The 22,981-nt window shown below is 69.0% G+C and carries 20 protein-coding genes and 2 pseudogenes; 15 read left to right on the forward strand and 7 right to left on the reverse strand.

Going from position 1 to position 22,981, the window contains the following annotated elements:
• Positions 1–18: 18 nt before the first annotated feature.
• From PV646_RS10460 to PV646_RS10500, 9 genes and pseudogenes are all read left to right on the forward strand, one after another.
• The gene (locus tag PV646_RS10460) at positions 19–531 is read left to right on the forward strand and encodes a DUF1707 SHOCT-like domain-containing protein (protein WP_500341225.1); all 513 of its coding nucleotides are present in this window, start codon (positions 19–21) and stop codon (positions 529–531) included.
• A 36-nt stretch (positions 532–567) separates the two neighbouring features.
• On the forward strand, positions 568–2,022 hold the full coding sequence (locus PV646_RS10465; RefSeq protein ID WP_500341226.1) for an SDR family oxidoreductase: 1,455 nt from the start codon (positions 568–570) through the stop codon (positions 2,020–2,022).
• A 36-nt stretch (positions 2,023–2,058) separates the two neighbouring features.
• Entirely contained in the window at positions 2,059–3,090 is a 1,032-nt protein-coding gene (tdh, locus tag PV646_RS10470; protein ID WP_500341227.1) for an L-threonine 3-dehydrogenase, read from the forward strand.
• Entirely contained in the window at positions 3,090–4,268 is a 1,179-nt protein-coding gene (locus PV646_RS10475) for a glycine C-acetyltransferase (protein ID WP_500341228.1), read from the forward strand. Before tdh ends, PV646_RS10475 begins: the two co-directional genes overlap by 1 nt.
• Positions 4,269–4,353: 85 nt before the next feature.
• Positions 4,354–4,689: a helix-turn-helix domain-containing protein gene (locus PV646_RS10480; RefSeq protein WP_500341229.1), complete on the forward strand. Its 336-nt coding sequence runs from the start codon at positions 4,354–4,356 to the stop codon at positions 4,687–4,689.
• A gap of 42 nt (positions 4,690–4,731) precedes the next feature.
• Positions 4,732–4,875 (forward strand): annotated as a pseudogene (locus PV646_RS10485) (DUF397 domain-containing protein); the annotation flags it as partial.
• 29 nt (positions 4,876–4,904) lie between these two features.
• Positions 4,905–5,378, forward strand: a complete 474-nt coding sequence (locus PV646_RS10490) for an RNA polymerase sigma factor (RefSeq protein ID WP_189157492.1) — start codon at positions 4,905–4,907, stop codon at positions 5,376–5,378.
• A complete protein-coding gene (locus tag PV646_RS10495; protein ID WP_500341230.1) occupies positions 5,363–6,373 on the forward strand; it encodes a hypothetical protein in 1,011 nt (336 codons plus the stop codon). The genes PV646_RS10490 and PV646_RS10495 overlap by 16 nt, the downstream gene beginning before the upstream one ends.
• Complete coding sequence (locus PV646_RS10500; RefSeq protein ID WP_500341231.1) at positions 6,370–7,242, forward strand: LysR family transcriptional regulator; 873 nt, start codon at positions 6,370–6,372, stop codon at positions 7,240–7,242. Before PV646_RS10495 ends, PV646_RS10500 begins: the two co-directional genes overlap by 4 nt.
• Here the strand turns inward: PV646_RS10500 and PV646_RS10505 are convergent.
• The gene (locus tag PV646_RS10505) at positions 7,208–7,681 is read right to left on the reverse strand and encodes a MarR family winged helix-turn-helix transcriptional regulator (RefSeq protein WP_500341232.1); all 474 of its coding nucleotides are present in this window, start codon (positions 7,679–7,681) and stop codon (positions 7,208–7,210) included. The genes PV646_RS10500 and PV646_RS10505 overlap by 35 nt on opposite strands.
• Positions 7,682–7,754: 73 nt before the next feature.
• On the opposite strand from PV646_RS10505, the gene PV646_RS10510 reads away from it, so the two are divergent.
• Positions 7,755–8,159, forward strand: a complete 405-nt coding sequence (locus PV646_RS10510; RefSeq protein WP_500341233.1) for a Rid family hydrolase — start codon at positions 7,755–7,757, stop codon at positions 8,157–8,159.
• Here PV646_RS10510 and ptsP read toward each other — a convergent pair.
• Positions 8,156–9,787: a phosphoenolpyruvate--protein phosphotransferase gene (gene ptsP / locus PV646_RS10515; protein WP_500341234.1), complete on the reverse strand. Its 1,632-nt coding sequence runs from the start codon at positions 9,785–9,787 to the stop codon at positions 8,156–8,158. The genes PV646_RS10510 and ptsP overlap by 4 nt on opposite strands.
• Positions 9,788–9,890: 103 nt before the next feature.
• Here ptsP and PV646_RS10520 point away from each other — a divergent pair, with 103 nt between their 5' ends.
• Entirely contained in the window at positions 9,891–10,856 is a 966-nt protein-coding gene (locus PV646_RS10520; protein ID WP_500341235.1) for a right-handed parallel beta-helix repeat-containing protein, read from the forward strand.
• Between the two features lies 1 nt (position 10,857).
• On the opposite strand, the gene PV646_RS10525 is transcribed toward PV646_RS10520, so the two are convergent.
• From PV646_RS10525 to PV646_RS10540, 4 genes and pseudogenes are all read right to left on the reverse strand, one after another.
• Entirely contained in the window at positions 10,858–11,721 is an 864-nt protein-coding gene (locus tag PV646_RS10525) for a ribokinase (RefSeq protein ID WP_500341236.1), read from the reverse strand.
• Positions 11,718–13,565: pseudogene (locus PV646_RS10530) on the reverse strand (ABC transporter permease/substrate-binding protein). Before PV646_RS10530 ends, PV646_RS10525 begins: the two are co-directional and overlap by 4 nt.
• Positions 13,562–14,971 (reverse strand): sugar ABC transporter ATP-binding protein, encoded by a 1,410-nt coding sequence (locus PV646_RS10535; protein WP_500341237.1) that lies wholly within the window; start codon positions 14,969–14,971, stop codon positions 13,562–13,564. Before PV646_RS10535 ends, PV646_RS10530 begins: the two are co-directional and overlap by 4 nt.
• Positions 14,968–15,942, reverse strand: coding sequence for a LacI family DNA-binding transcriptional regulator (locus tag PV646_RS10540; RefSeq protein ID WP_500341238.1), 975 nt, complete (start codon positions 15,940–15,942; stop codon positions 14,968–14,970). The genes PV646_RS10535 and PV646_RS10540 overlap by 4 nt, the downstream gene beginning before the upstream one ends.
• A gap of 103 nt (positions 15,943–16,045) precedes the next feature.
• Between PV646_RS10540 and PV646_RS10545 the strand changes: the two genes are divergently transcribed.
• Both PV646_RS10545 and PV646_RS10550 read left to right on the forward strand, forming a co-directional pair.
• Positions 16,046–18,091 (forward strand): DUF2339 domain-containing protein, encoded by a 2,046-nt coding sequence (locus PV646_RS10545; protein ID WP_500341239.1) that lies wholly within the window; start codon positions 16,046–16,048, stop codon positions 18,089–18,091.
• 122 nt (positions 18,092–18,213) lie between these two features.
• A complete protein-coding gene (locus tag PV646_RS10550) occupies positions 18,214–19,293 on the forward strand; it encodes a beta-propeller fold lactonase family protein (protein ID WP_500341240.1) in 1,080 nt (359 codons plus the stop codon).
• On the opposite strand, the gene PV646_RS10555 is transcribed toward PV646_RS10550, so the two are convergent.
• A complete protein-coding gene (locus tag PV646_RS10555; RefSeq protein WP_500341241.1) occupies positions 19,224–21,347 on the reverse strand; it encodes an MMPL family transporter in 2,124 nt (707 codons plus the stop codon). The two genes, PV646_RS10550 and PV646_RS10555, sit on opposite strands and share 70 nt — an antisense overlap.
• A gap of 114 nt (positions 21,348–21,461) precedes the next feature.
• On the opposite strand from PV646_RS10555, the gene PV646_RS10560 reads away from it, so the two are divergent.
• Both PV646_RS10560 and PV646_RS10565 read left to right on the forward strand, forming a co-directional pair.
• Positions 21,462–22,184: a TetR/AcrR family transcriptional regulator gene (locus PV646_RS10560; RefSeq protein WP_500341242.1), complete on the forward strand. Its 723-nt coding sequence runs from the start codon at positions 21,462–21,464 to the stop codon at positions 22,182–22,184.
• 35 nt (positions 22,185–22,219) lie between these two features.
• Positions 22,220–22,960 (forward strand): hypothetical protein, encoded by a 741-nt coding sequence (locus tag PV646_RS10565; protein WP_500341243.1) that lies wholly within the window; start codon positions 22,220–22,222, stop codon positions 22,958–22,960.
• Positions 22,961–22,981 lie beyond the last annotated feature (21 nt).

Below are 22,981 nucleotides of genomic sequence, written 5' to 3' on the forward strand. Positions count from 1 at the left end.
GATGCCAGAGAGTTACGAGTGTCCGACGCGGAGCGTGAGCACGTCGTCAGCCTGCTGAACAAGGCGGTGGGCCGCGGCATGATCACGCTCGACGAGTTCACCGTCCGCACGGACACCGCTCTCGCCGCGAAGACCAGGGCGGACCTCAACGCGGTGCTGATGGACCTGCCCGGCATGGTCAACAACGAGCTGGCCCGCGAGCGCACCGAGCTGAAGAACACGATGAGCACCACGACCCGCAAGGGGCACTGGGTCGTGCCGAACGAGCTCGTCATCCGCAACACCCTCGGCACCACGAACCTCGACTTCACCGCCGCCGAGGTGCCGCCGGTCGTCAACGTCGACCTGGACGTGTCGCTGGGCACCGTGAAGATGCTGCTGCCGGCGGGGGCGTCGCTCAACTTCGACGCAGTCGAGATCACCGCGGGCGAGGTCAAGGACAAGGTCCGCAACTCGGCGGGCACCCCGCACTTCCAGCTCAAGGGCGTGGTGCGCGGCGGGACCGTCGTGGTCAAGCGCAGCAAGCGCTGATCTGCACGCCGACCTGCGAACCAGCAGGATCGAGGCATGCGATGCCTCGTGACCGGCGCGACCGGATACCTCGGCGGACGACTCGTGCCCCGGCTGCTGGCCGAAGGGCACGAGGTCCGCTGTCTGGTGCGGTCGCCGGAGAAGTTGCGCGACGTCCCGTGGGCCGCTGACGTCGAGATCGTGCGCGGAGACGTGCTCGGGGACCTCGACGAGGCGATGCGGGACGTCGAGGTCGTCCACTACCTCGTGCACTCGCTGCAGTCGAAGGACTTCGCCGACGCCGACCGCAAGGCCGCGGAGAACACGGCGCGGGCAGCGGAACGCGCGAGCGTCCAGCGGATCGTCTACCTGGGCGGACTGCACCCCGAAGGCGTCGAGCTGTCACCTCACCTGGCCTCCCGCAAGGAGGTCGGCGAGGTCTTCCTGCGGTCGAGCGTCCAGGCTGTCGTGCTGCAGGCCGCGGTGATCATCGGGTCGGGCTCGGCGAGCTTCGAGATGCTGCGCTACCTGACCGAACGGCTGCCGGTCATGGTCACGCCGCGCTGGGTCCACAACCGGATCCAGCCGATCGCCGTCCGGGACGTCCTGCGCTACCTGGTCGAGGCCACCACGCTGGAAGGCGAGAACCGGACGTTCGACATCGGTGGCCCGGACGTGCTGACGTACCTGCAGATGATGCTCCGGTACGCCGAGGTCGCGGGACTGCCCAAGCGCCGCGTGCTGCCCGTGCCGCTGCTGACTCCGGGTCTGTCGTCGCACTGGGTCAACGTCGTCACGCCGGTGCCGAAGTCGATCGCGAAGCCGCTGATCGAGTCTCTGGTGCACGAGGTGGTGTGCCGTGAGAACGACATCCGCGAGGTGCTGCCGGGCGAGAACACCGGCTACGACAAGGCCGTCGAGCTCGCGTTGTCGAAGATCCGCGACGCCGACGTCGAGACGCGCTGGTCGGGGGCGACGCTGCCGGGTGCGCCGAGCGAACCGTTGCCGACCGACCCCGACTGGTCCGGCGGTTCGGTCTACACCGACGACCGTGAGCAGCGCACGAACGCGACGCCCGAACGGCTGTGGCAGGTCGTGGAGGGCATCGGCGGCGAGCGCGGCTGGTACTCGTTCCCGCTGGCCTGGGCGGTGCGGGGGTGGATGGACCGGCTGGTCGGCGGTGTGGGGCTGCGGCGCGGACGGCGTGATCCGCAACGGCTGTACGTGGGTGAGGCGCTCGACTTCTGGCGGGTGGAGGAGATCGAACGCGGGCAGCTGCTGCGGCTGCGGGCCGAGATGAAGGTGCCCGGCAAGGCGTGGCTGGAGCTTCGAGTGGCGGGCAACGAGGGACACGGGTCCACTTACCGCCAACGCGCCGTGTTCGTGCCCAAAGGGCTCGCCGGGCACCTCTACTGGTGGGCCGTCTGGCCGTTCCACGGCATCGTGTTCGGCGGCATGGTGCGCAACATCGCCAATGAAGCTGAGCTGCACAAGAACTTCAGAAAGTCCTGATGGACTGCACAAGCAGCAAAGGGTGAAACTTCCCGCATGAAGGCTCTCGTCAAGGTCGCCGCTGGGCCCGGCCTCGAACTGACCGACGTCCCGGACCCCACCCCCGGACCGACGGACGTGCTGGTCAGGGTGCTGCGCACCGGTATCTGCGGCACCGATCTGCACATCGACTCGTGGGACGACTGGGCCGCGACCAACATCAAGGCGCCGCTGGTCCTCGGCCACGAGTTCGTCGGCGAGGTCGTCGAGGTCGGCGGCAGCGTCACCGGTGTGAAGGTCGGCGACCTGGTCAGCGGCGAGGGCCATCTCGTCTGCGGGACCTGCCGCAACTGCAAGGCCGGCCGCCGCCACCTCTGCGCGAACACGCGCGGTCTGGGCGTGCACTCCGACGGCGCGTTCGCCCAGTACGTCGTGCTGCCCGAGCAGAACGCCTGGGTGCACCGCACGCCCGTCGACCTGGACGTGGCCGCGATCTTCGACCCGTTCGGCAACGCCGTGCACACCGCGCTGAGCTTCCCCGTCATCAGCGAGGACGTGATCATCACGGGCGCCGGCCCGATCGGCATCATGGCCGCCGCCGTCGCCAAGCACGCGGGCGCGCGCAACGTCGTGATCACCGACATCTCCGAGCACCGCCTCGACCTGGCCCGCAAGGTGGGCGTCGACCTCGCGGTGAACGTCGCCGAGAAGACCATCGCCGACGCCCAGCGCGAACTCGGCATGGCCGAGGGCTTCGACATCGGCATGGAGATGTCCGGCAAGCCGGTCGCGATGCGCGACATGATCGCGAACATGGCCCACGGCGGCCGCATCGCGATGCTCGGACTGCCCGCGGACGAGTTCTCCGTCGACTGGAGCAGCGTCGTGCTGAAGATGCTGCACATCAAGGGGATCTACGGCCGCGAGATGTTCGAGACCTGGTACTCGATGACCGTGCTGCTGCAGCGCGGCCTCGACCTCGCGCCGGTCATCACGCACCGGTTCGACCACACGCAGCACGCGGAGGCCTTCGCCACCGCGCGCGAAGGCAAGTGCGGCAAGGTCATCCTCGACTGGACGGGAGCCTGATGTACGGCGAGCTGAAGAACGACCTCCTCAAGACCATCGAGGAGATCAGGGAGGCCGGGCTCTACAAGTCCGAACGCGTCATCGCCACCCCGCAGAACGCCGCCGTCCGCGTCGGTTCCGGCGACGAGGTGCTGAACTTCTGCGCCAACAACTACCTCGGCCTCGCCGACCACCCGACGTTGATCGAGGCCGCGAAGAAGGCCTTGGACGACTGGGGCTTCGGCATGGCCTCGGTGCGGTTCATCTGCGGCACCCAGGAACCGCACAAGGAACTGGAGCGCAAGCTCAGCGAGTTCCTCGGCACCGAGGACACGATCCTCTACAGCTCGTGCTTCGACGCGAACGGCGGCCTGTTCGAGACGCTGCTCGGCGCCGAGGACGCGATCATTTCCGACGAGCTGAACCACGCCTCGATCATCGACGGCGTGCGCCTGTCGAAGGCTCGCCGGTTCCGCTACAAGAACCGCGACATGGACGACCTGGAGCGCCAGCTCAAGGATGCCGCCGACGCCCGCTACCGCCTCATCGCGACCGACGGCGTCTTCTCGATGGACGGCTACCTCGCGCCGTTGGACGAGATCTGCGACCTGGCCGAGCGCTACAACGCCCTGGTCATGGTCGACGACTCGCACGCCGTCGGCTTCACCGGCCCGACCGGCCGCGGCACCCCGGAGCTGTTCGGCGTGCAGGACCGCGTCGACATCGTGACCGGGACCCTGGGCAAGGCGTTGGGTGGCGCGTCCGGCGGTTACACGTCGGGCCGCAAGGAGATCGTCGAACTGCTGCGCCAGCGTTCGCGCCCGTACCTGTTCTCGAACTCCCTGGCGCCGTCGATCACCGCAGCCGCCATCGCGACGCTGGACATGCTGTCTTCCTCGTCGGAGCTGCTGGTGCAGCTGCGGTCGAACACCGAGCTGTTCCGCCGGCGGATGACCGAGGCGGGCTTCGACCTGCTGCCCGGCGAGCACCCGATCATCCCGGTGATGATCGGCGACGCGGCGGAGGCGGCGAAGCTCGCGGACCTGTTGCTGGAGCAGGGCGTGTACGTCATCGGGTTCTCGTACCCGGTCGTGCCGCACGGCAAGGCTCGTATTCGCACGCAGATGTCGGCTTCACACACGACCGAGGACGTCAACCGGGCGGTGGACGCGTTTATCGCGGCACGCGAAAAGATGTAAAGGTAGGACTTGTACCGGCTCCAAGTAATTACTTCTTTCGAGGAGAAGCTGGAGCCGGTACGAAACTTTCTTCTAGCTTTTCGGTATGCCAAGAAGAAAGTCCAGCGTGGTGGGGCGCGAGTTCGGCGAGGGCGTCCGGTACGCCATCGAGCAGACCAAACTGACTCACCGCAAGATCGCTGAAGAACTCGGCTGGGATGAAGCCGAACTCTCCGATCTCGTGCGGGGCAAGGGCGGCGTGACTCAGGCCGCCCTGGAACGACTGATCGGCTACTGCCACGTCCCACCGCTCGAAGCCAGACACCTGATCTCCAGGCCGCCGACTACACGCGCGCCGTTATCGCCGGAGCCGCTCGCACCAAGTCGACTGCGAGAAAGTGATTGCGGCGAAGCTAGAACGCCACAAGCTCCTCCATGCTGATCTGAGGAGGCGTTCCACGTGTCGACCTGACGCAAGAGTTCCTACAGCGAAGACTCGAGTGACTGCGTCGAGGTCGGGCACGGCATCGGCATCCGGGACAGCAAGGCGCCGGCCACGCACCTCCCCGTGTCGGGCGAGGCGTGGTCCGCGTTCCTCCGCGATGTGACCCGCGTCACTCACCGGTAAGAATCGGCCCGGTCGGCACACTTCTTCACGTGGAGGACTTCTCGGCGGTGTACCGCGAGTGCTACCCGCGGGTGCTCGCTTATGCGGCGAGCCACGCGGGGCTGCGGCTTGCCGAGGACATCACCAGCGAGACCTTCACGATCGCGTGGCACAAGTCCGACCAGATGCCGTCGAACGCGCTGCCGTGGCTGCTCGGCATCGCCCGCAACCTGGTGCGTTCGGCTCGGCGGCAGACGACGCACATCGAGCTCACCGACTTCCCCGCCGAGGACGACTTCGCGGTGATCGAGCTGCGGGCTGCCCTGGCGAGCCTGTCCGAGGCGGACCAGGAGGTGCTGACGCTCATCGCGTGGCACGGACTGGCCGCGGCCGAGGCCGCGCAGGTGCTCGGGTGCACGACCGCGACGTTCTTCGTGCGGCTGCATCGGGCTCGACGGCGGTTGCAGGCCGCTCTCTGGACTCCGAACTTCGACCGTGCGAGGGCGTCGTGGAAGACATCCTGAAAGACCTGGCGCAGGCCAAGCCGCCGACGCCCGAGGTCGACCCCGAGCGGATGGAACGGGACCTCGCACGCATCGTCACGTTGCCGCGAGAGAGGCCGGCGCGGAGGCAGTTCGTGCGGCGGTTCGCGCCGTTGGTCGTCGTCGCCGCTGTGATCGCCCTTGCGGTCGTGGTGCTGCCTGAGCCTTCTCAGCCCGTGCAGCCTGCTGCCGCGCCTCAGTGGTGGCGGGTGTTGCGGCAGCAGTCTTCGTTGATGGTCGTCGGGGAGCCGACGAAGTCGTTCGTCGTGCGGTTCGACTCCAAGACCGATCAGTGGCAGGCCGGGAAGCGCGAGATCGCGGTGGTGCAGAAGGACGGTGAGGTCGAGCCGTTCTCGAGGGACGACGACACCGCGTGGGAGGCCGCAGGTCGACCGGAGGTCGTGCCTCAACTCGGCGGCAGCCGGTCGGTGCGCATCGGTCCGATGGCACCGGCGGTGCAGGAGTCCTACGTCAGCGGGCTCTCGCTGACGTCGGCCTACTGGGAGCGGCTGGAGTCGTTCGACGACCTGCCCGCGGACCCGGCGGGCATGAAGGCGAAGCTGCAGCCCGAGGAGAAGGGCGCCTACGAGCTCGCGGACCTCGTCATGGCCGTCGTGATCGCGGACGTGCGCGACGACCAGCGGCGGGGAGCGTTCGAGCTGCTCAAGTCGCTCGACCGGGCGCGGTACCTCGACCGCGTGCCCCTGCCCAACGGGGGCGTGGGCGTCGGGGTGACGATCCCCGCGCCGCCGCAGTTCCAGTTCAGCGACGTCGAGACCGAGTTCGTCTTCAACCCCGCCACGGGCAAGCCGATCTTGAAGCGGAACGTCATCACGACGGCCCAGCACGGCCTTCCCGCGAAGACCTCGATCGCGGAGGAGCAGTACCTCCTGCTGGAGGGGACGAACACCGAGCCGATCCTGCCACTGGGCGCCGCCGTGAACGGCGGAGTGGAATCCCCCATCATTGAGCGGTGATCGACCCACGACGGCTCCGCGTGCTGCGCGCGCTCGCTGACCACGGCACCGTGACAGCCGCAGCCGCCGCGCTGCACCTCACGCCGTCAGCGGTGTCGCAGCAGCTTGCAGCCCTGGAGTCCGAGGCAGGGCATCCGTTGCTGCTGCGCAAGGGACGGCGTGTGTCGCTGACGCCGGCCGGTTCGTTGCTCGTCGCGCACGCCCACGTCGTGGCCGCCGAACTGGAACGTGCACAGGCCACTTTGGACGCTCTCGCCTCCGGTACGGCCGGACGCGTGGCGGTGGCGGCGTTCGCGTCGGCGATCACGCAGGTCGTCGCACCGGCGCTGGCGGCGTTGAAGGAACGCTCGATCGAACTCTCCGTGCGCGACGCCGAAGGGCACGAGAGCGTCCGGCTCCTGTTGGACGGCGAGATCGACGTGGCGATCACCGAGGAACACCGGACGACGGACCGCTTCACCCGGTTCCCGCTCTACACCGAGCCTTTCGACGTCGTGCTTCCGCCGGAGTACCCGGTGTCCGGACCGGTGGACCTGGCGTCGCTCGCCGACGAGGACTGGGTGGTGACGCTGCCCGGCAACCCGCTGCGGGACGTCGTGGAGATGGCGTGCGCGCAAGCCGGGTTCACGCCGCGCATCAGGCACACCTCTGACGACTTCCGCGCGATCGAGGCACTGGTGGCGGCGGGTGCGGGAGTGGCGTTGGCACCCCGGAACGCCGTCGGCGGGGTGCGGGTCGGTAGCGCGGTGGCGGTACGACGGGCCGTGTCGGGCGTGGCGCCGTTGCGCCGGGTCGTCGCCGCGGTGCGCCGTGGGTCCGAGGACCACCCGCTGATCAGGGCTGTTCTCGACGAGCTTCGCCCGCGTTAGGGATCGTCACGCTCAGCTTGGCCGCGATGCGGGTCAGCGCTTGCCGGTCGGCGGCGGACAGCGGGTCGAGCACGAACTGCCGGACCGTGCGCACGTGCGTGGGCGCGGCGGCCTCGACCACCTCGTAGCCCTCGTCGGTGAGGAAGGCGACGGTGTAGCGGCCGTCGTCGGGATCAGGCGACCGCACCACCCAGCCACGCTGCTCGAAGCGCTTGACCACGTTGGACAGCCGCGACAGCGACCCGTTCGCCAGGTGCGCGAGTTCGCTCATGCGGATGGTGCGGTCCGGCGCCTCCGAGACGTGGCTGAGCACCAGGTAGTCGAAGAGGCTCAGCCCCGACTCCTGTTGCAGCGGCGCTTCCAGCCGGCCCGGCATGAGCAGCAGCATCGAGACCAGCCCGGTCCAGGCGTCCTTCTCCTCGGCGTTCAGCCACTCCATGCGCGGCAGCTTACTTCACGCTTGAAGTCATGTACGGTTGACTTCAAGCATGAAGTCAACGGAGGGACAAGAGATGAGCAAGCCGGAGTTCTTCGCCACCCCTGGATACGGCGAGACGCAGCTGAAGAACATGCGCTACAGCCAGGCGGTCCGCATCGGCGACCGCGTCGAGATCTCGGGTCAGGGCGGCTGGGACGACGAGTTCGAGTTCCCCGCGGCGCTGGAGGACGAGATCGTGCGGGCGTTCGAGAACGTCGAGCGCACACTCGCGACGGCGGGCTCGTCGTGGGCGGATGTCGTGCACGTGAACTCGTACCACGTGCTCGGCGACGACTCGTTCGACGACCACAACCGTGTGATGGTGGAGCAGTTCCGTGCGCGCATGGGCGAGCGTACGCCGATCTGGACCGAGAGCGGGGTCACCGCCCTCGGTCACCCGAAGATGCGCATTGAGATCCGCGTGACCGCGATCGGCTAGTGCGGGGCGCGGGCCGCCAGCTTGGCCGACGCCGGGTCGCCCGCCGCCAGTGCGCCACGGGCCGCGAGCTGGCAGATGTCCATGCTGGACGTCGCGAGCCTCGCGCCGACGCCGGAGAGCGCGGTGTGGTTCATCGACAGCGAAGTGACGCCCATGCCGATGAGCACGCACGCGAGCAGCGGATCGGCCGCCGCCTCGCCGCAGACGCCGACGGGCTTGCCGGTGGCGGTGGCCGCCTCGCCCACCAGGGCGATCAGGCGCAGCAACGCGGGCTGCCACGGGTCGTTCAGGGCCGCGACCCCGCCGAGCTGGCGGTCGGCGGCGAAGACGTACTGGGCCAGGTCGTTGGTGCCGATGGAGATGAAGTCGACGACCTGCAGGATCTCTTTCGCGGACAAAGCCGCGGACGGGACCTCGACCATCACGCCGACGCGGGTGATGCCGGCGGCGCGGGCGCGCTCGACGAACCACGCGGCCTCGGCTGCGGTGGCGACCATCGGGGCCATGACCGAGACGTCGGCACCGGAGGACTTCGCCGCGGCGGCGATCGCTTCGAGCTGGCGGTCGAGGACCTCGGGGCGGTCGAAGGCGACGCGCAGACCGCGGACGCCCAGGGCCGGGTTGGGCTCGGGGTCCGGGCTCAGAAACGCCAGCGGCTTGTCCGCACCCGCGTCGAGGGTGCGCACCACAACGGGTTTGCCCTTAAACGGCGCCAGTACGGCCTCGTAAGCAGCAGTCTGCTCAGCAACGGTCGGTTCCTCAGCTGCGTCCAGGAAGCAGAACTCCGTGCGGAAGAGGCCTACGCCCTCCGCGCCCGCCTGAGCAGCGGCTTTGGCGTCCGCAGGGGAGCCGACGTTGCCGAGGACCTTCACCCGCAGGCCGTCCTTGAGGACACCCACACCGTTCCACTCGGCCTTCTTGCCGGTGCCGGCCGCGCGGACCTTGCCATCCGACTCGCGGACCTGGCCCGTGTCGCCGTCGACGTCGAGAGAGGTGCCTTCGAACGCGAGGATGCCGCGGCACGCGACGATGGCCGGGATGCCCAGCGAACGGGCGAGGATCGCGGTGTGCGAAGTGGGTCCGCCCTCTTCGGTGACCAGGGCGAGGACCTTCGACGGGTCAAGGCCCGCGGTGTCGGCGGGCGCGAGGTCGCGGGCCACCAGCACGGACGGCGACGCGAGGTCGGGCACGCCGGGCGCGGGCAGGCCGAGGAGCTCGGCGACCACGCGGTCGCGGACGTCCTGGACGTCGCGGGCGCGTTCGGCCATGTAGCCACCGGCGGCCTGCAGCGCGGTGATGAACTTCTGGGCCGCCTGGTGCACGGCGCGGGCGGCGGGCAGCGACTCGTCGGCGACGAGCTTCTCGGCGGACTTGATGAGCGACGGGTCGCCCGCCATCGCGGCGGTCGTCTCCAGCACGGCGCGGGCGTCACCCTCGACCGTCTTCGCGCGCTCCATCAGGCGCTGCGCCACGGCTTCGGTCGCCGGACGGATGCGCGCGGCCTCGGCTGTTGTATCCGCAGGTCGCGGACCGACAGGAGGTTCGGGCAAGGCCTCGGCGACCCTGACCACGGGGCCGGAAGCCCGGCCGCTGCTGACACCGACACCGCTGAGCCGCGTGCTCGACATGGTCTAGACCATACCCTCCGACCGGAAACCCAGGACAGTTCAGTGTGACCAATTCAAAGCCTGCGCGCGGACTGGGCCGAACGGAGCAGTACGGTCACCAGCCGTGCACCTACCGTCCGTCCTCACCGCAGTGCTCCTGATCGCCGGATGTTCGGCGGTGCGACCGGACCTCGGTTCCGAGATCGTCGTCCCGGCGCAGCTGAGCACCATCCAGGCCGCCGTCGACGTGGCGCGGGAGGGCACGACCATTCTCGTCGCGCCCGGCGTCTACGAGGAGTCGGTGCAGATCAGGACCAAGGGCATCACGATCAGGGGTGCCCGGCGCGGCAGCGTGATCATCGACGGCGAGGTCAAGCGCGCCAACGGGATCGTGGTCGCCGCGTCCGAGGTGACGGTGCAGAACCTGACGGTCCGCAACCACACGTCCAACGGTGTGCTGATCTCGGCGCAGCGCGACTTCCGCGTCTCCTACGTGACGGCGAGCAACAACGCGTTGTTCGGCATCCACGCGTTCGACGCCCAACGTGGTGTCATCGAACAGAGCTACGCGAGCGGCAGCGCGAACGGCTTCTACGTCGGCCACTGCAAGCCGTGCGACGTCGTCGTGCGCGGCAACGTCGCCGAACGCAACGCCGTCGGGTACGAGGGCGCGCACGCGTCCGGTGGGATGTTCGTGCTGGGCAACAGGTTCAGCGGCAACCGCGTCGGCCTGGCCGCGAACGTCCAGCGGGAGGACGACGTCACGTTCGTCGGCAACCTGGTGTCGGACAACGACGAGGCGTTGTCGCCGGCGAAGGCCGACGGGGCGTTCGGGCTGGGCATGAGCATCACGGCCAGCCCGCGGACCGTGTTCCACAACCTCGTCACCGGCAATCCCGGGGGCGACGTGGTCGTCGGTCCCGTCAAGAAGGCCAAGTCACCGCGCGGAATCCCGTTCACCCAGGTCGCCGCGCCGCCCGTGCAGCCGGAGATGCCGGACGGGCCGTTGCCGGACAGGACGCCGAACGTCGAGAGGTACACGCTGCCGGACGAGGACCTGTTCGACGACCGCGCGGCGGTGCGGACGTAGGTCAGCCGATCTCGGCTGCGGTCGGGTAGGACGGCTGCGCGCCCGCCTTCGTGACGGACAGCGCGGCGACCTTAGCGGCGTAACGTGCGGCCTGCACCAGGTCGTCGCCCTCGGCGAGCCGGGCGGACAGCGCACCGGCGAACGCGTCACCGGCGCCGGTCGTGTCGACCACCTCGTCGACCTGGATCGACGGCACCTCGACGACACCGGACCTCTCCACCACGGCGGCGCCGCGCGAGCCCAGGGTGATGATCGCCGAGGCCGGGCCCAGGTCGAGCAGGCCGTTCCAGTCCGCGGCGAGTTGTGCGGCCTCGTGCTCGTTCACGATCAGAACGCTGAGCTGCCGCAAGGTCTCCGCGGGCAGTTCGGCGACCGGCGACAGGTTGAGCACCGTCCGGACTCCGGCTTTCGACGCCACGCCGATCGCGTGGACCACCGTCTCCAGCGGCACTTCCAGCGAACAGGTCAGCACCCGCACGCCGTCGAACGACAGCGCGTCCACATCGGACAACGCCACGTCGGCGTTGGCGCCGGGGGAGACGACGATCGAGTTCTCGCCGTCCGGCGTCACGGTGATGTACGCGATCCCGGTGGGGCGCTCGGAAGTCTTCACCAGAGCAGTTCCGACACCGGACGACTCCAGCGACTCGCGCAGCAGCGAGCCGTACCCGTCGCCACCGACGGCGCCGACCAGCGAGACGGACGCTCCGACGCGCGCGGCCGCGACGGCGGTGTTCGCGCCCTTGCCGCCGGGCAGCACGACGGTGTCGCCGCCGAGCACGGTCTCACCGCCGGCGGGCCGCCTGCCGACCTCGACCACGAGGTCGGCGTTGGCGGACCCGAGAACGAGCAGAGTCTGTGTCACTTGACGAACTCTGCCACGTTCTTCGCGGTGATGACCTTGACCTCGACGTCCACGACCTGCTGGACCGGCTCGCCCTTGGCGGCGTGCACGGCCTGTTCGACGGCCTTGGACCCGAGCAGCTTCGGCTGCTGGGCGACGGTCGCGGCGAGCGTGCCGTCCTGGATCGCCTTGAGGCCGTCCGGCGTGCCGTCGAAGCCGACGACCTGGACGTCCTTGCCGGCGCGGGCGCCGAGGGCCTTGATCGCGCCGAGCGCCATCTCGTCGTTCTCGGCGAAGAGGCCCTTGAGACCGGGGTGGCCCTGCAGCAGGTTCGTGGTCTCGTTGAGGCCCTTGGCGCGGTCGAAGTCGGCGACGGCGGAGGCGACGACCTTGATGTTGCCGCTGTTCAGGCCCTGTTCGAAGCCCTGGCCGCGGTCACGCGACGCGGACGCGCCCGGGATGCCCTTGAGGTGCGCGACCTCGCCGGACGTGGCGCGGCCGAGCTCGATGGCCGCGAGGCTGCCGCCCGAGACGTTGTTCGAGGCGACCTCGGCGGCGACCTTGCCCTCGACGGCGCGGTCGACCGAGATCAGCGGGATGTTCGCGGTCTCGGCGGCCTTCGCGGCGGGCGCGGACTGCTTGGAGTCGACCGGGTTGAGGATGATCGCCTTGACGCCCTGGGTCACCAGGGTCTGCACCTGGTTGACCTGGTTCGTCGCGTCGTTCTGCGCGTCGACCACGGTGAGCTTGGCACCGAGCTTGTCCGCCATCTCCTGCGCGCCCTGCTGCAGCTCCACGAAGAACGGGTTGTTCAAAGTGGACACCGCGAGGCCGATGGTGATGTCTCCGGACGCCCCAGTTCCGCTGCAGCCGGTCGCCACGAGAGCAGCGGCACCGAGCGTCAGCGCGATCCGTCGGGTCACCTTCATTGGTGTCTTCCTTACCTGTTGCGGGTTTTCTCAGCGACGGCGAAGTGAGTCGAGCAACGCGGCGAGAGCGATCACCGCGCCGATGACGACCTGCTGCCAGAACGGCGGGACCTGCAGCAGGTTGAGGCCGTTGCGCAGGACGGCGAGCACGAGTGCGCCGACCAACGTCCCGGTGGCGCGGCCAACACCACCGGACAGCGACGCACCACCGATGACGACAGCGGCGATGGCGTCGAGCTCGTAGCCGACCGCTGCCTGCGGACCGGCGGACCCGAGCCGTCCCGCGAGCACGAGGCCCGCGGCGGCGGCGAACAGGCCGGAGAGTGCGTAGATCCAGAGCTTGTTGCGGCGCACGTCGATGCCGCTGAGCTTCGCGGCCTCCTCGTTGCCGCCGATCGCGTACATGCGACGGCCGAGGTTGGTGCGCGTGAGGATCAGGCCGGTGATGCCGAAGAACGCGAGCATCAGCAGCAGTGGCAACGGAACCATCGGCGCGAGGTTCGAGCCGAGGAACGTGACCAGCGCGTCGGTCTCGTGCGGCTGGCCCTCGGAGAACACCAGCGTGAGACCTCGGGCGACACTGAGCATGGCCAGCGTCGCGATGAACGGCGGCAGCTTGCCGTAGCTGATCAGCGCGCCGTTGACGAGTCCGCAGAGCGCGCCGACCAGCAGTCCGACCGGGCCCGCGGTGAGCGCGCCGACCATCGCGGCCAGCGCGGCGATGCTGCCGACCGACAGGTCGATCCCGCCCGCGACCACCACGAACGTCATGCCGAACGCCATGATCGCGATGACCGCGGCCTGCACACCGACGTTGAGCAGGTTCTGGGCGTTGAGGAACGCCGGCTGCATGATCGCGATGACCAGGGCGAGGATCAGGAGTCCCGCGAGGGCTCCGTTCTCACTTGCGTACTTGCGGATGCTGATCGTGCTCACGCTGAAATCTCCTGCACGGCGAGTGCCATCACCTGGTCTTGGGTCGCGCCCTTGGGCAGCTCACCGGCTATCCGGCCGTGCGCCATGACGACGACCCGGTCGCTCATCCCGATCACCTCGGGCAGGTCGCTGGACACGAGCAGCACGGCCCGGCCCTGCGCGGTCATGCGGTTGATCAGTTCGTAGATCTCGACCTTGGCGCCGACGTCGACGCCCCTGGTCGGTTCGTCGAGGATCAGCACCTTCGGGTCGGCCAGCAGCCACTTGCCGATGACGACCTTCTGCTGGTTGCCGCCGGAGAGCTCCTTCACCGGCTGCTCGACGCGGCCCTTGATCCGGAGCTTGCCCGCGATGTCGTGCAGGCGTTTCTGGTCGCGGTTGTCGAGCGTCACGAGTTCGAGGTTCCGGCCGACGGTGGCGGTGAGGACGAGGCCCTGGCCCTTGCGGTCCTCGGGGACCAGGCCGAGGCCTGCCCTGATCGCGGCCTGGACGTCGTGGCGGCGCAACGGTGTGCCGTCGACCTCGACCTTGCCGTGGTCGTAGTCGTCCACGCCGAACGCGGCGCGCGCGACCTCCGTCCGTCCTGCTCCGACCAGGCCCGCGATGCCGACGACCTCGCCCGCGTGGACCTCGATGGTGATGTCCTCGAAGACACCGCGCTTGGTGAGGCCCGAGATGCTCAGCAGCGGCTGGCCCGGACGTTGTCGCGCGCGTGGGTACTGCTCGTCGATCGGGCGGCCGACCATCAGCTCGATCATGTGCTGGGTGGTGGCACGCGGGCCGAGGACACCGACGCTTCGCCCGTCGCGCAGGACGGTGATGCGGTCGGCGACGCGCTGGATCTCGTCGAGGTGGTGGGTGATGAAGACGAGGCCGACGCCGTTGTCGCGCAGCTGGGCCATGATCTGCAACAACCGGTCTGTCTCGGTCTCGGTGAGCACGGCGGTCGGCTCGTCGAGGATCAGCACGCCGGCGTTCTTGTCGAGTGCACGGGCGATCTCGATCATCTGCTGCTGGGCGATGCCGAGGTCCTTGACCTTGGCGTCCGGGTCGACGTCCAGGCCTACGCGGTTCAGGAGCTCCGGTGCCCTGCGGCGCATCTCGGCGCGGTCGACGAAGCCGTACTTCCTCGGCAGCCGGTTCAGGAACAGGTTCTCGGCGACGCTCAGTTCCGGGACCAGCGCCAGTTCCTGGTGGATGACGGCCAGGCTGGAGTGGCCCTCGATCGTGCCGGCGTCGTGGCCGTGGATGCCTGCGAGGACCTTGACCAGCGTGGACTTGCCCGCGCCGTTCTCGCCGAGCAGGACGTGGACCTCGCCCGCGTTGATGTCGAGGTCGACGCCGTCCAACGCTTTGGTGGCGCCGAAGTGCTTGGTGATGCCACGGGCCGTGATGAGGGTGTTCACAGCTCGGCCTCCCCGAGGGAACCGCGCAGCACGAGCTTCGCGGTGAGGCGGACGTCGTCGGGCTGCCGGCCGTCGATCAGGGCGAGGAGGCTGCGCGCGGCGGCCTTGCCCATCTCGACGGTGGGCTGCGCGATGACCGTGATCGGTGGGTCGAGCAACGGGAACCACGGCTGGTCGTCGAACACCGCGAACGCGATGTCGTGCGGGATCTGCAGGCCGCGGGCCCGGATCTCGCCCAGCGCACCGAGGCCCATGAGGTTGTCCATCGCGATGAGGGCGGTGACGCCGTCGTCGATGAGCCTCGCGGCGGCCTGGCTACCGCTCTCCTGGCGGAAGTCGCCGTGCACGACCTGCGCGAGGCCGCCGAGCGAGCCCGTGAGCACGTCGGTTCGTTCTCTTCCAGTGGAGGTGTTCGGCGGACCCGCTATCACTCCGATGCGGGTGTGGCCGGCGCCGACGAGCCGCCGGGCGAGCGCGGTCAACGCCTCGCTGCCGTCAGCGCGGACGACGGGGCATGTCGCGCCCCTGACCGTCCGGTCGAGCAGAACCAGTGGCACGCCACCTGCGCTCACTTCGCGAACCAGACTCGGGTCGTCGGTCGCGGGGCACAGCAGGAGGCCGTCCACCCGGCGGTCGAGCAGGGTGCGCACGTAGGTGGCCTCCTGCTCGAAGTTCTCGTCGGCGTTCCCGATCACGACGCAGTAGCCCTGTGACCGGGCTTCGTCCTCGACCGCTCGGGCGATCTCGGCGAAGAAGGGGTTCAGCAGATCGCTGATGACCAGACCGAGGGTCTGGGTGCTGGTGGTCCTGAGGGAACGCGCCAGGGCGTTGCGCCGGTAGCCGAGCTCCTCGATCGCGGCGAGCACGCGCTCACGGGTCTCGGGCGTCGGCGCGGCATGCCCGTTGAGCACGCGCGACACGGTGGCGGTGGAGACGCCGGCGTGCTGCGCAACGTCCTTCATGGTCGTCACAAGGTCGTAGTTAATCGATTACACATGGATGTAGTCAAGCCGAGACCAGTGGATGAGTAGGTGTACGGATGTAACTGGGGGTGCGCTGCCTCACTCTGATCACATGGACGGACAGGATCGCCTCGGAGACGAGCAGCGCCTCGCGCTGGAGCTCGCGGCCATCGGGCAGCGGCTGACGACGATCAGCACGGAGATGCGTGAGCGCTCCGCCTCGACCGCGACGGCGGTCCTCGAGGCACCTGAGGTGGCACGGCCGGTCGCGGTGCCGCAGCCACCGGCCACGACCGTCCCGACTCCGCCGACCGGAGCGCCGCAGCAGGCACCCATGGGTGCGCCGCAGCAGCAACCTGTCGGTGCACCGCAGCAGGCGAACCCCTGGTCACAGCAGGCCGCGGCCTCGTCCCAGCTGCCTCCGCCGCCTCCTCCTGGCCCGCAGTTCCCCGGCCAGCAGCTTCCGCCGCCTCCCGGCCCGCAGTTCCCGCAGCCGGGACCGCAGTTCCCGCCCCCTCCCGGTCAGCAGTGGCCCCACCCGCAGCAGCAGCCGTGGCCCCAGCAGCCGCGCGAGACCCTGTTCGAGAAGCTCGGCAAGGACGGCGCCGGCGCCAAGCTGCTGGCGTGGGTCGGTGGCGCGATCACCGTGCTCGGCTTCGTGTTGCTGCTGGTCCTCGCCGTGCAGCGCGGCTGGCTCGGCCCGTTGCCGCGCGTGATCGGCGGCGCGGTGTTCAGCGGCGCGATGGTCGGCATCGGCATGTGGCTGCACCGCAACCCCTCCGGACGCACCGGGGCGCTGGCACTGGTGTTCACCGGTTTCGCCGGGCTCTACCTGGACGTGCTCGCCGCAACCAGCCTCTACCACTACCTGCCCGAGAGCGTCGGCCTCGTCGTCGGGCTCACCGTCGCGGCAGCCGGTGTCGTGCTCGCGCTGAAGTGGGAGTCGCAAGCGCTCGCGGTCACCGTCGTCGCAGCGTGCGCGGTGTGCTCGCCGATCATCACTGAAGGCTTCACGGTCCTGCTCGTCGGCTTCCTGCTGGTGCTCAAGATGGCCAGCACGCCAGTTCACATCCGGCGCAACTGGCCGGGTCTCGCCATCGCCGGTGGCTTCCCGCCGATCCTCGCCTCGCTGCTCACCACCGCCAACGCCATCCCGCGCTCCTACGAGTGGACCGTGGTCGGCGTCGCGGCGGCCACGACCGTCGTCGGCATCGCGGTCGCGTTCCTGACGATCCGCAAGCGTCCCGACGACTTCGTCGCGGTCGCGTTGATCGCGGGGTCGGCACTGCCGGCGATGTTCGCGACGACGCTGCTGAAGGACCCGGTCAACTCGATCCTCGCCGGTGCGGTCGCCGCCGTGCTGCTGGCGATCTGGATGGTCCCCGACCTGCCCCGCGCGTTCACGACGGCGGCCGGTGCGACGGGCATGCTCGCGTTGTTCCAGACGACCGTCATCGCTCTGGACGGCAACGTGCGGACGGCGATCGTGCTGGCCGAGGCGGTGCTGCTGGCGTTCCTCGCGGCCCGCCTGAACAAGAAGAGCGCGCTCGTGGGCTCGATCGCGTTCGGCTTCGTCGGGTTCATCATGACGATCGGGATCGCCGTGCCGATCACGTGGCTGCTGGACGAGCCGCGCTTCTTCAACAACGTCGAGGCCGGCGACTACGCGGCGGGCCTGGTGACGGCGATCGTGCTCGGCGTGTTCGCGGCCGTGCTGCCGTGGGCCGCGCTGAAGATGCAGGTGCTGCGCGAGCCGGCCAGGCACCCGTTCCCGTGGATCGTCTCGGGGATCGTGCTGCTCTACGGCGCGGCGGGTGCGGTGCTGTGCGCGGCGCTGCTCGTGTCGCCGGACGAGACCGGGTTCCTCTTCGGACACTCCGTCGTCACGGTGTCGTGGACGATCGCCGCGTTGTTCCTGCTGGTCAGGGGGATCAACAACAAGGCGCTGCGGATCTCCGGCCTGATCCTGGTCGCCGCCGCGGTCGTGAAGCTGGTGCTGTTCGACCTCTCCGCGCTCGACGGTGTCGCCCGCGTGCTGGCGTTCCTCGGAGCCGGTCTGGTCCTGCTCACCGCGGGCGCTCGTTACGCCAAACTGGTGATATCCGCGAAGAATCCCCAGTCATATGAATCCAAACCAGTGGCTCCGCCCTCTTACTGATCGTGCTGCCGTGGTCCGCACCGCCGTCGCGGACCACGGCAGTACTACATCCAGGCATAGATTTCCCTCGGTCGAGTGACTGAAGTGGATCGAAGCCACCCGGAAGTGTTCCCATCGGCCGTATGGCAAAGCCACGCCTCGTGGCCGCGGTTCTAGCGCTCTCAGCGGCCTTCGCGGCGATGGGTGTTCACCAAGGGCACGAGTACACGACCACTTCTTCCGCATCGGTGGCACCGCTTGCGTACGTGGTGGGGAAGTCCGGTCTCGTCCAGGTCGTGGACACCCGCAACGGTGCCGTCCTGGTGCAGGCCGACACCGGGGGCCGTGCGACGGGTGTCGCGGTGTCGCCCGACGGGCGGCGGCTCTACGTGATCAACGGGTGGACCGGCGCGATCACCGTCGTCGACCCTCGGAGCGGTGCGATCGTCGACCGGCTCTTCACGCAGGTCCAGCTCTCGCACGCGGCGATGCGCCCGGACGGCCAGCGGCTCTACGTCTCGGCCAGCGGCGGCGTCGCGGTGGTGGATCCCCAGGACTTCCGGATGGTCGCCGTGATCAAGGCGGGCGGGCAGCCGCAGGGCCTCGCCGTCCACCCGGACAACAAGATCCTCTACGTCGCGAACTCCCAGGACGGCACGATCGGCCTGGTCGACACCGCGACGGCGTTCCAGACCACGACGGTGCAGGTCGGCGGGCTGCCGCAGCACGTGGCGATCTCGCCGGACGGCAAACGCCTCTACGTGAGCAGCATGCGCCTCGGCCAGAAGACGCCCGGCACGCTGTCGGTGATCGACACGACCACGAACCAGGTCGTCGGCACGGTGGAGGTCGGCAGGGGAGCGGGCAGCATCGCCGTCACCCCGGACGGTCGCACGGTCTACCTGACGCTGCCGAAGGAACGTTCCGTCGCGGTCGTCGACACGGCGTCCATGACGGTGCGCGAACGTCTGTCCATCGACTCGCCGAGCGTCGCCATCGCGCCGGGTGACACGAGGGTCTTCCTCGCCACCGGCGCGACGACGACGGTCCTGGACAGCACGAACGCGGTGCTCACCACGTACCTGATGAAGACGGGTGAGTTGGAGGCGAGGCCGCGCCTGTTCGACGCGGCCCTGATCGCCTTCCCGCCCGGTCAGCCGACGGAGACGGGCCTGCGGACCTCGTCGTCGAAGTCGTCGAGGTCGTCCACCGGCTCGTCGTGAAGCGCCAGGCGTTCCTGGATCTTCTTGAGCGGGCCGGGTGACCACCACGCGGCGTTGCCGAGCAGCTTCATGACGGCGGGCACGAGCAGCATCCGGACCACGGTGGCGTCGAGCGCCAGCGCGAGGATCATGCCGACGCCGACGAACCGCATCATCGCGACCTGCGAGAACGCGAACGCACCGGTCACCACGATCAGCAGCAGCGCGGCCGAGGTGATCACGCGGCCGGTCTTGGCGAGGCCGGTGGTCACCGCCTCCTCGGTGGTCGCGCCCTGACCGCGAGCCTCGACCATGCGGGACAGCAGGAAGACCTCGTAGTCCGTCGACAACCCGAACACGATGGCGGCCATCAGCACGACGATGCCGGACTCCAGCGGCCCCGGCGTGACACCGAGCCAGCCGGCGCCGTGACCGTCCTGGAAGATCCACACCAGCACGCCGAACGTGGCGGACAGCGACAGCGCGCTCATCAGCACGGCCTTGATCGGCAGCACGACCGAGCCGAACGCCAGGAACATCAGGATCAGCGTCGCGCCGACCAGCAGCGTGACCATCAGCGGCAGTCCGTCGGCGATGGCGTCGAGAGAGTCGCTGACCGTCGCGGTGTTGCCGCCGACCAGCACCTCGGCGCCGGCAGGGGGTTCGAGGGCGCGGACGTCCTTGAGCGCCTGCTTGGACTCCTCGCTCAGCGCGTCGTTGTCGAGACCGGCGGACGCGGCCGTGACGCCGTTGCCCGCACCCGTCGGCTGGACCTCGCCGACGCCCGGGACGTCCTTGACCTTGCCCAGGTAGGCCTGGACCGCGGCCTCGTCGCCGCCCTTGACGACGATCTTGAAGCCGGTGTTGGAGAGCGCCGAGAAGTTCTGGTTGATGTTCTCGGTGGCCACGCGCACGGCGTTGCCCTCGGGCAGGACCTTCTCGGTGACCTGGCCGAACTGCACGCCGAGGAACGGCGAGCCGAGCGCGAGCAGCACACCGACGATCGGCACGGCGATGAGCACGGGCCGCTTCATGACCTTGCCGCTGAGCTTGCGCCAGCCGCGTTCGCTGGGCTCCTTCTTCCGCCACGGCATCGCGAGCTTGTCGACTCGGTGGCCGAGCACGCCGAGCAACGCGGGCAGCAGCGTGATCGAGACCAGCGCCGCGATCGCGACCGAGGCCACACCGCCGTAGGCGAGGGACTTCAGGAAGCCGTGCGGGAAGAGCAGCAGCCCGGCCAGCGCGATGACCAGCAGCGTCGCACTGAACACGACGGTGCGGCCGGCGGACGCGACCGTGCGTCCGACAGCTTGTTCGATCGTGCGGCCTTGAGCGATCTCTTCGCGGAACCGTCCGACCATGAACAGGCCGTAGTCGATCGCCATGCCCAGGCCGAGCAGCGAGGCGACGTTGACCGCGAACGAGTTGACCTCGGTGACGAGGGCGACGCCGTGCAGCACGCCGAGCGCGCCCATGATCGCGAGCCCACCGACGACGACGGGCAGGCTCGCGGCGACCAGGCCGCCGAAGATGATCACGAGCAGCAGCAGGACCAGCGGCAGCGAGAACATCTCCGCGCGCGTCAGGTCCTCCTGGGACATGTCGTTGATGGCCTTCTGGGTGGGCACGAGCCCGCCGACCTGCTCGGTGAAGCCGTCGATCTTCAACTGGGACTGGACGTCCTGGAACTGCTTGATCTGCTCGTTCGAGTCACCACTGCTCAGCGTGATCGCGACGAGAGCCTGCTGCCGGTCGTCGGACGGCACCGGCCCGACGGCCTTGAGCACGTCGTCCTTGGGGAAGCCGCTGATGTGGTCGGCGACCTTCTTGAGCTCGAGCGGGTTCGCGAAATCGCCGCGATAAATGACGATCACGTCACCGTTCTGCCGCCCGAACGCCTCCTCGGCTACTTTGTCGGCCCGCGCAGCCTCACTGGAAGGAGCCTCGTAACCACCCTGGCTGAGCTTGTCGAACACGCCGATGCCCCACACACCGCCGACGACCGCGAGCAGTACGGTCGCGATCAACACCACCCACCGGCGGCGATATGCGATAGATCCCCACTTCGCGAACATCGACGACCGGCCTCCTGGGTTACCGTGCTGTAAATCCCGTGAACTCTTGTAAACACCGTTCACTGAAAACCGTACGGGTCAGTGGGCGGGGTCTACAACCCGATGGAGTGACATATGACCGAGGCCACTCGCCGAGAACGACTCCGCGCCGAGACCGAGCGTGAGATTCGGCAAGCGGCCCGCACTCTTTTGGTGGAGAGCGGCCGCGACGCGGTTACCCTGCGTGCGATCGCCCGCAAACTAGGCATCACCGCACCAGCCCTGTACCGCTACTACGACTCGCACGACGCGCTGCTGCGCCAGCTCTGCGACGACATCTGCGCCGACATGGCGGCAGCGCTGTACGCGGACCTCGCCGCGGACACGTCAGGCCTGGTGGGGTGCAAGGTGCGCGCTGTCTGCCACGCGTTCCGCCGCTGGGCGCTGGCCCACCCGCAGGAGTTCGCGCTGGTGTTCGCCTCGCCGCGCGACCCCCTGGGAGCCGACCAGTTCGGCTCGGTGTTCCTGCAGCTGGCCGGGCCGCTGATCGCGTCCAACGAGGACGCGAACCACGTGGGCGAGGAGGTGCCCGCGGTGCTGCACGAGGACCTGGTCCGTTTCCAGCAGGTGCTGCGGGACGCGGTGGCGGCGCACGGCGTGACGCTGGCGGACGAGGTCCTGAACCTGGGCAAGATCTACCACGTCGTGCAGTCGTGGGTGCGGCTGTACGGGCACGTGGCGCTGGAGGTGTTCGGGCGGTTCCCGTTCGCGGTGAGCAACCCGGAGCCGATGTTCGACAGCATGCTGGACCAGATGTTGACGGACATCGGGTTCCCGGAGGACTCTCCGATCCGCTGATGTAGCGCGGAGCGGGTGTTCGGCGACAAACGAGCATGGTCGACGCCCAGAACCCGGCACCCTCCCCAGAACTGCCTGCCACCGTCGAGGAACCGGAGTCGTCGGGCGGAGCGGGCCAGGCCATCCTCGACCTGGTGGACAAGGCCATCGGCCTGCAGACGGGGATGGTGCGCAAGAACATCGCCCGTGCCCGTCAGCGCAACCCGGAGGCGACGCCGGAAGAGGTCATCGGCACGCTGGAGAAGATGTACGTCAGCGCACTGACGAGCACGGGCGCCGCAGTCGGAGGGGCCGCGGCCGCGCCCGGCGTCGGCACCGGGATCTCACTGGCGCTGTCAGCGGGCGAGGCGCTCTCGTCGCTCGAACTGAGCACCCTGTACGTGCTCTCGGTCGCCGAGGTCCACGGGGTCCCGCTCGACGAGATCGAACGACGCCGGACTCTCGTCCTCGGGATCCTGCTCGGCGAGTCCGGCTCCAAGAGCATCGGCAAGGTCGCCGAGCGCACCGGTCAGCACTGGGCCCGTCAGCTCGTCAGCGCGGTACCCACGGCGACGTTGAAGCAGATCAACAAGGTCCTGGGCAAGAACTTCGTCACCAAGTACGGCACCAAGCAGGGGATCATCGTGCTCGGCCAGGCGGTCCCGTTCGGCATCGGTGCCGTGATCGGGGGCGCTGCCAACGCCACCGTCGCCGCACTGGCCGTCCGTGCCTCCCGGCGCGCATTCGGACCGGCACCGGAGGCGTGGCCCACCGAGATCGAGCCGGCGCAGCCGTAGCCACGCCGGCTCCTCTCGTCA

This window comes from Streptomyces sp. ID05-26A (genome assembly GCF_033794685.1).
GTDB lineage: Bacteria > Actinomycetota > Actinomycetes > Mycobacteriales > Pseudonocardiaceae > Lentzea.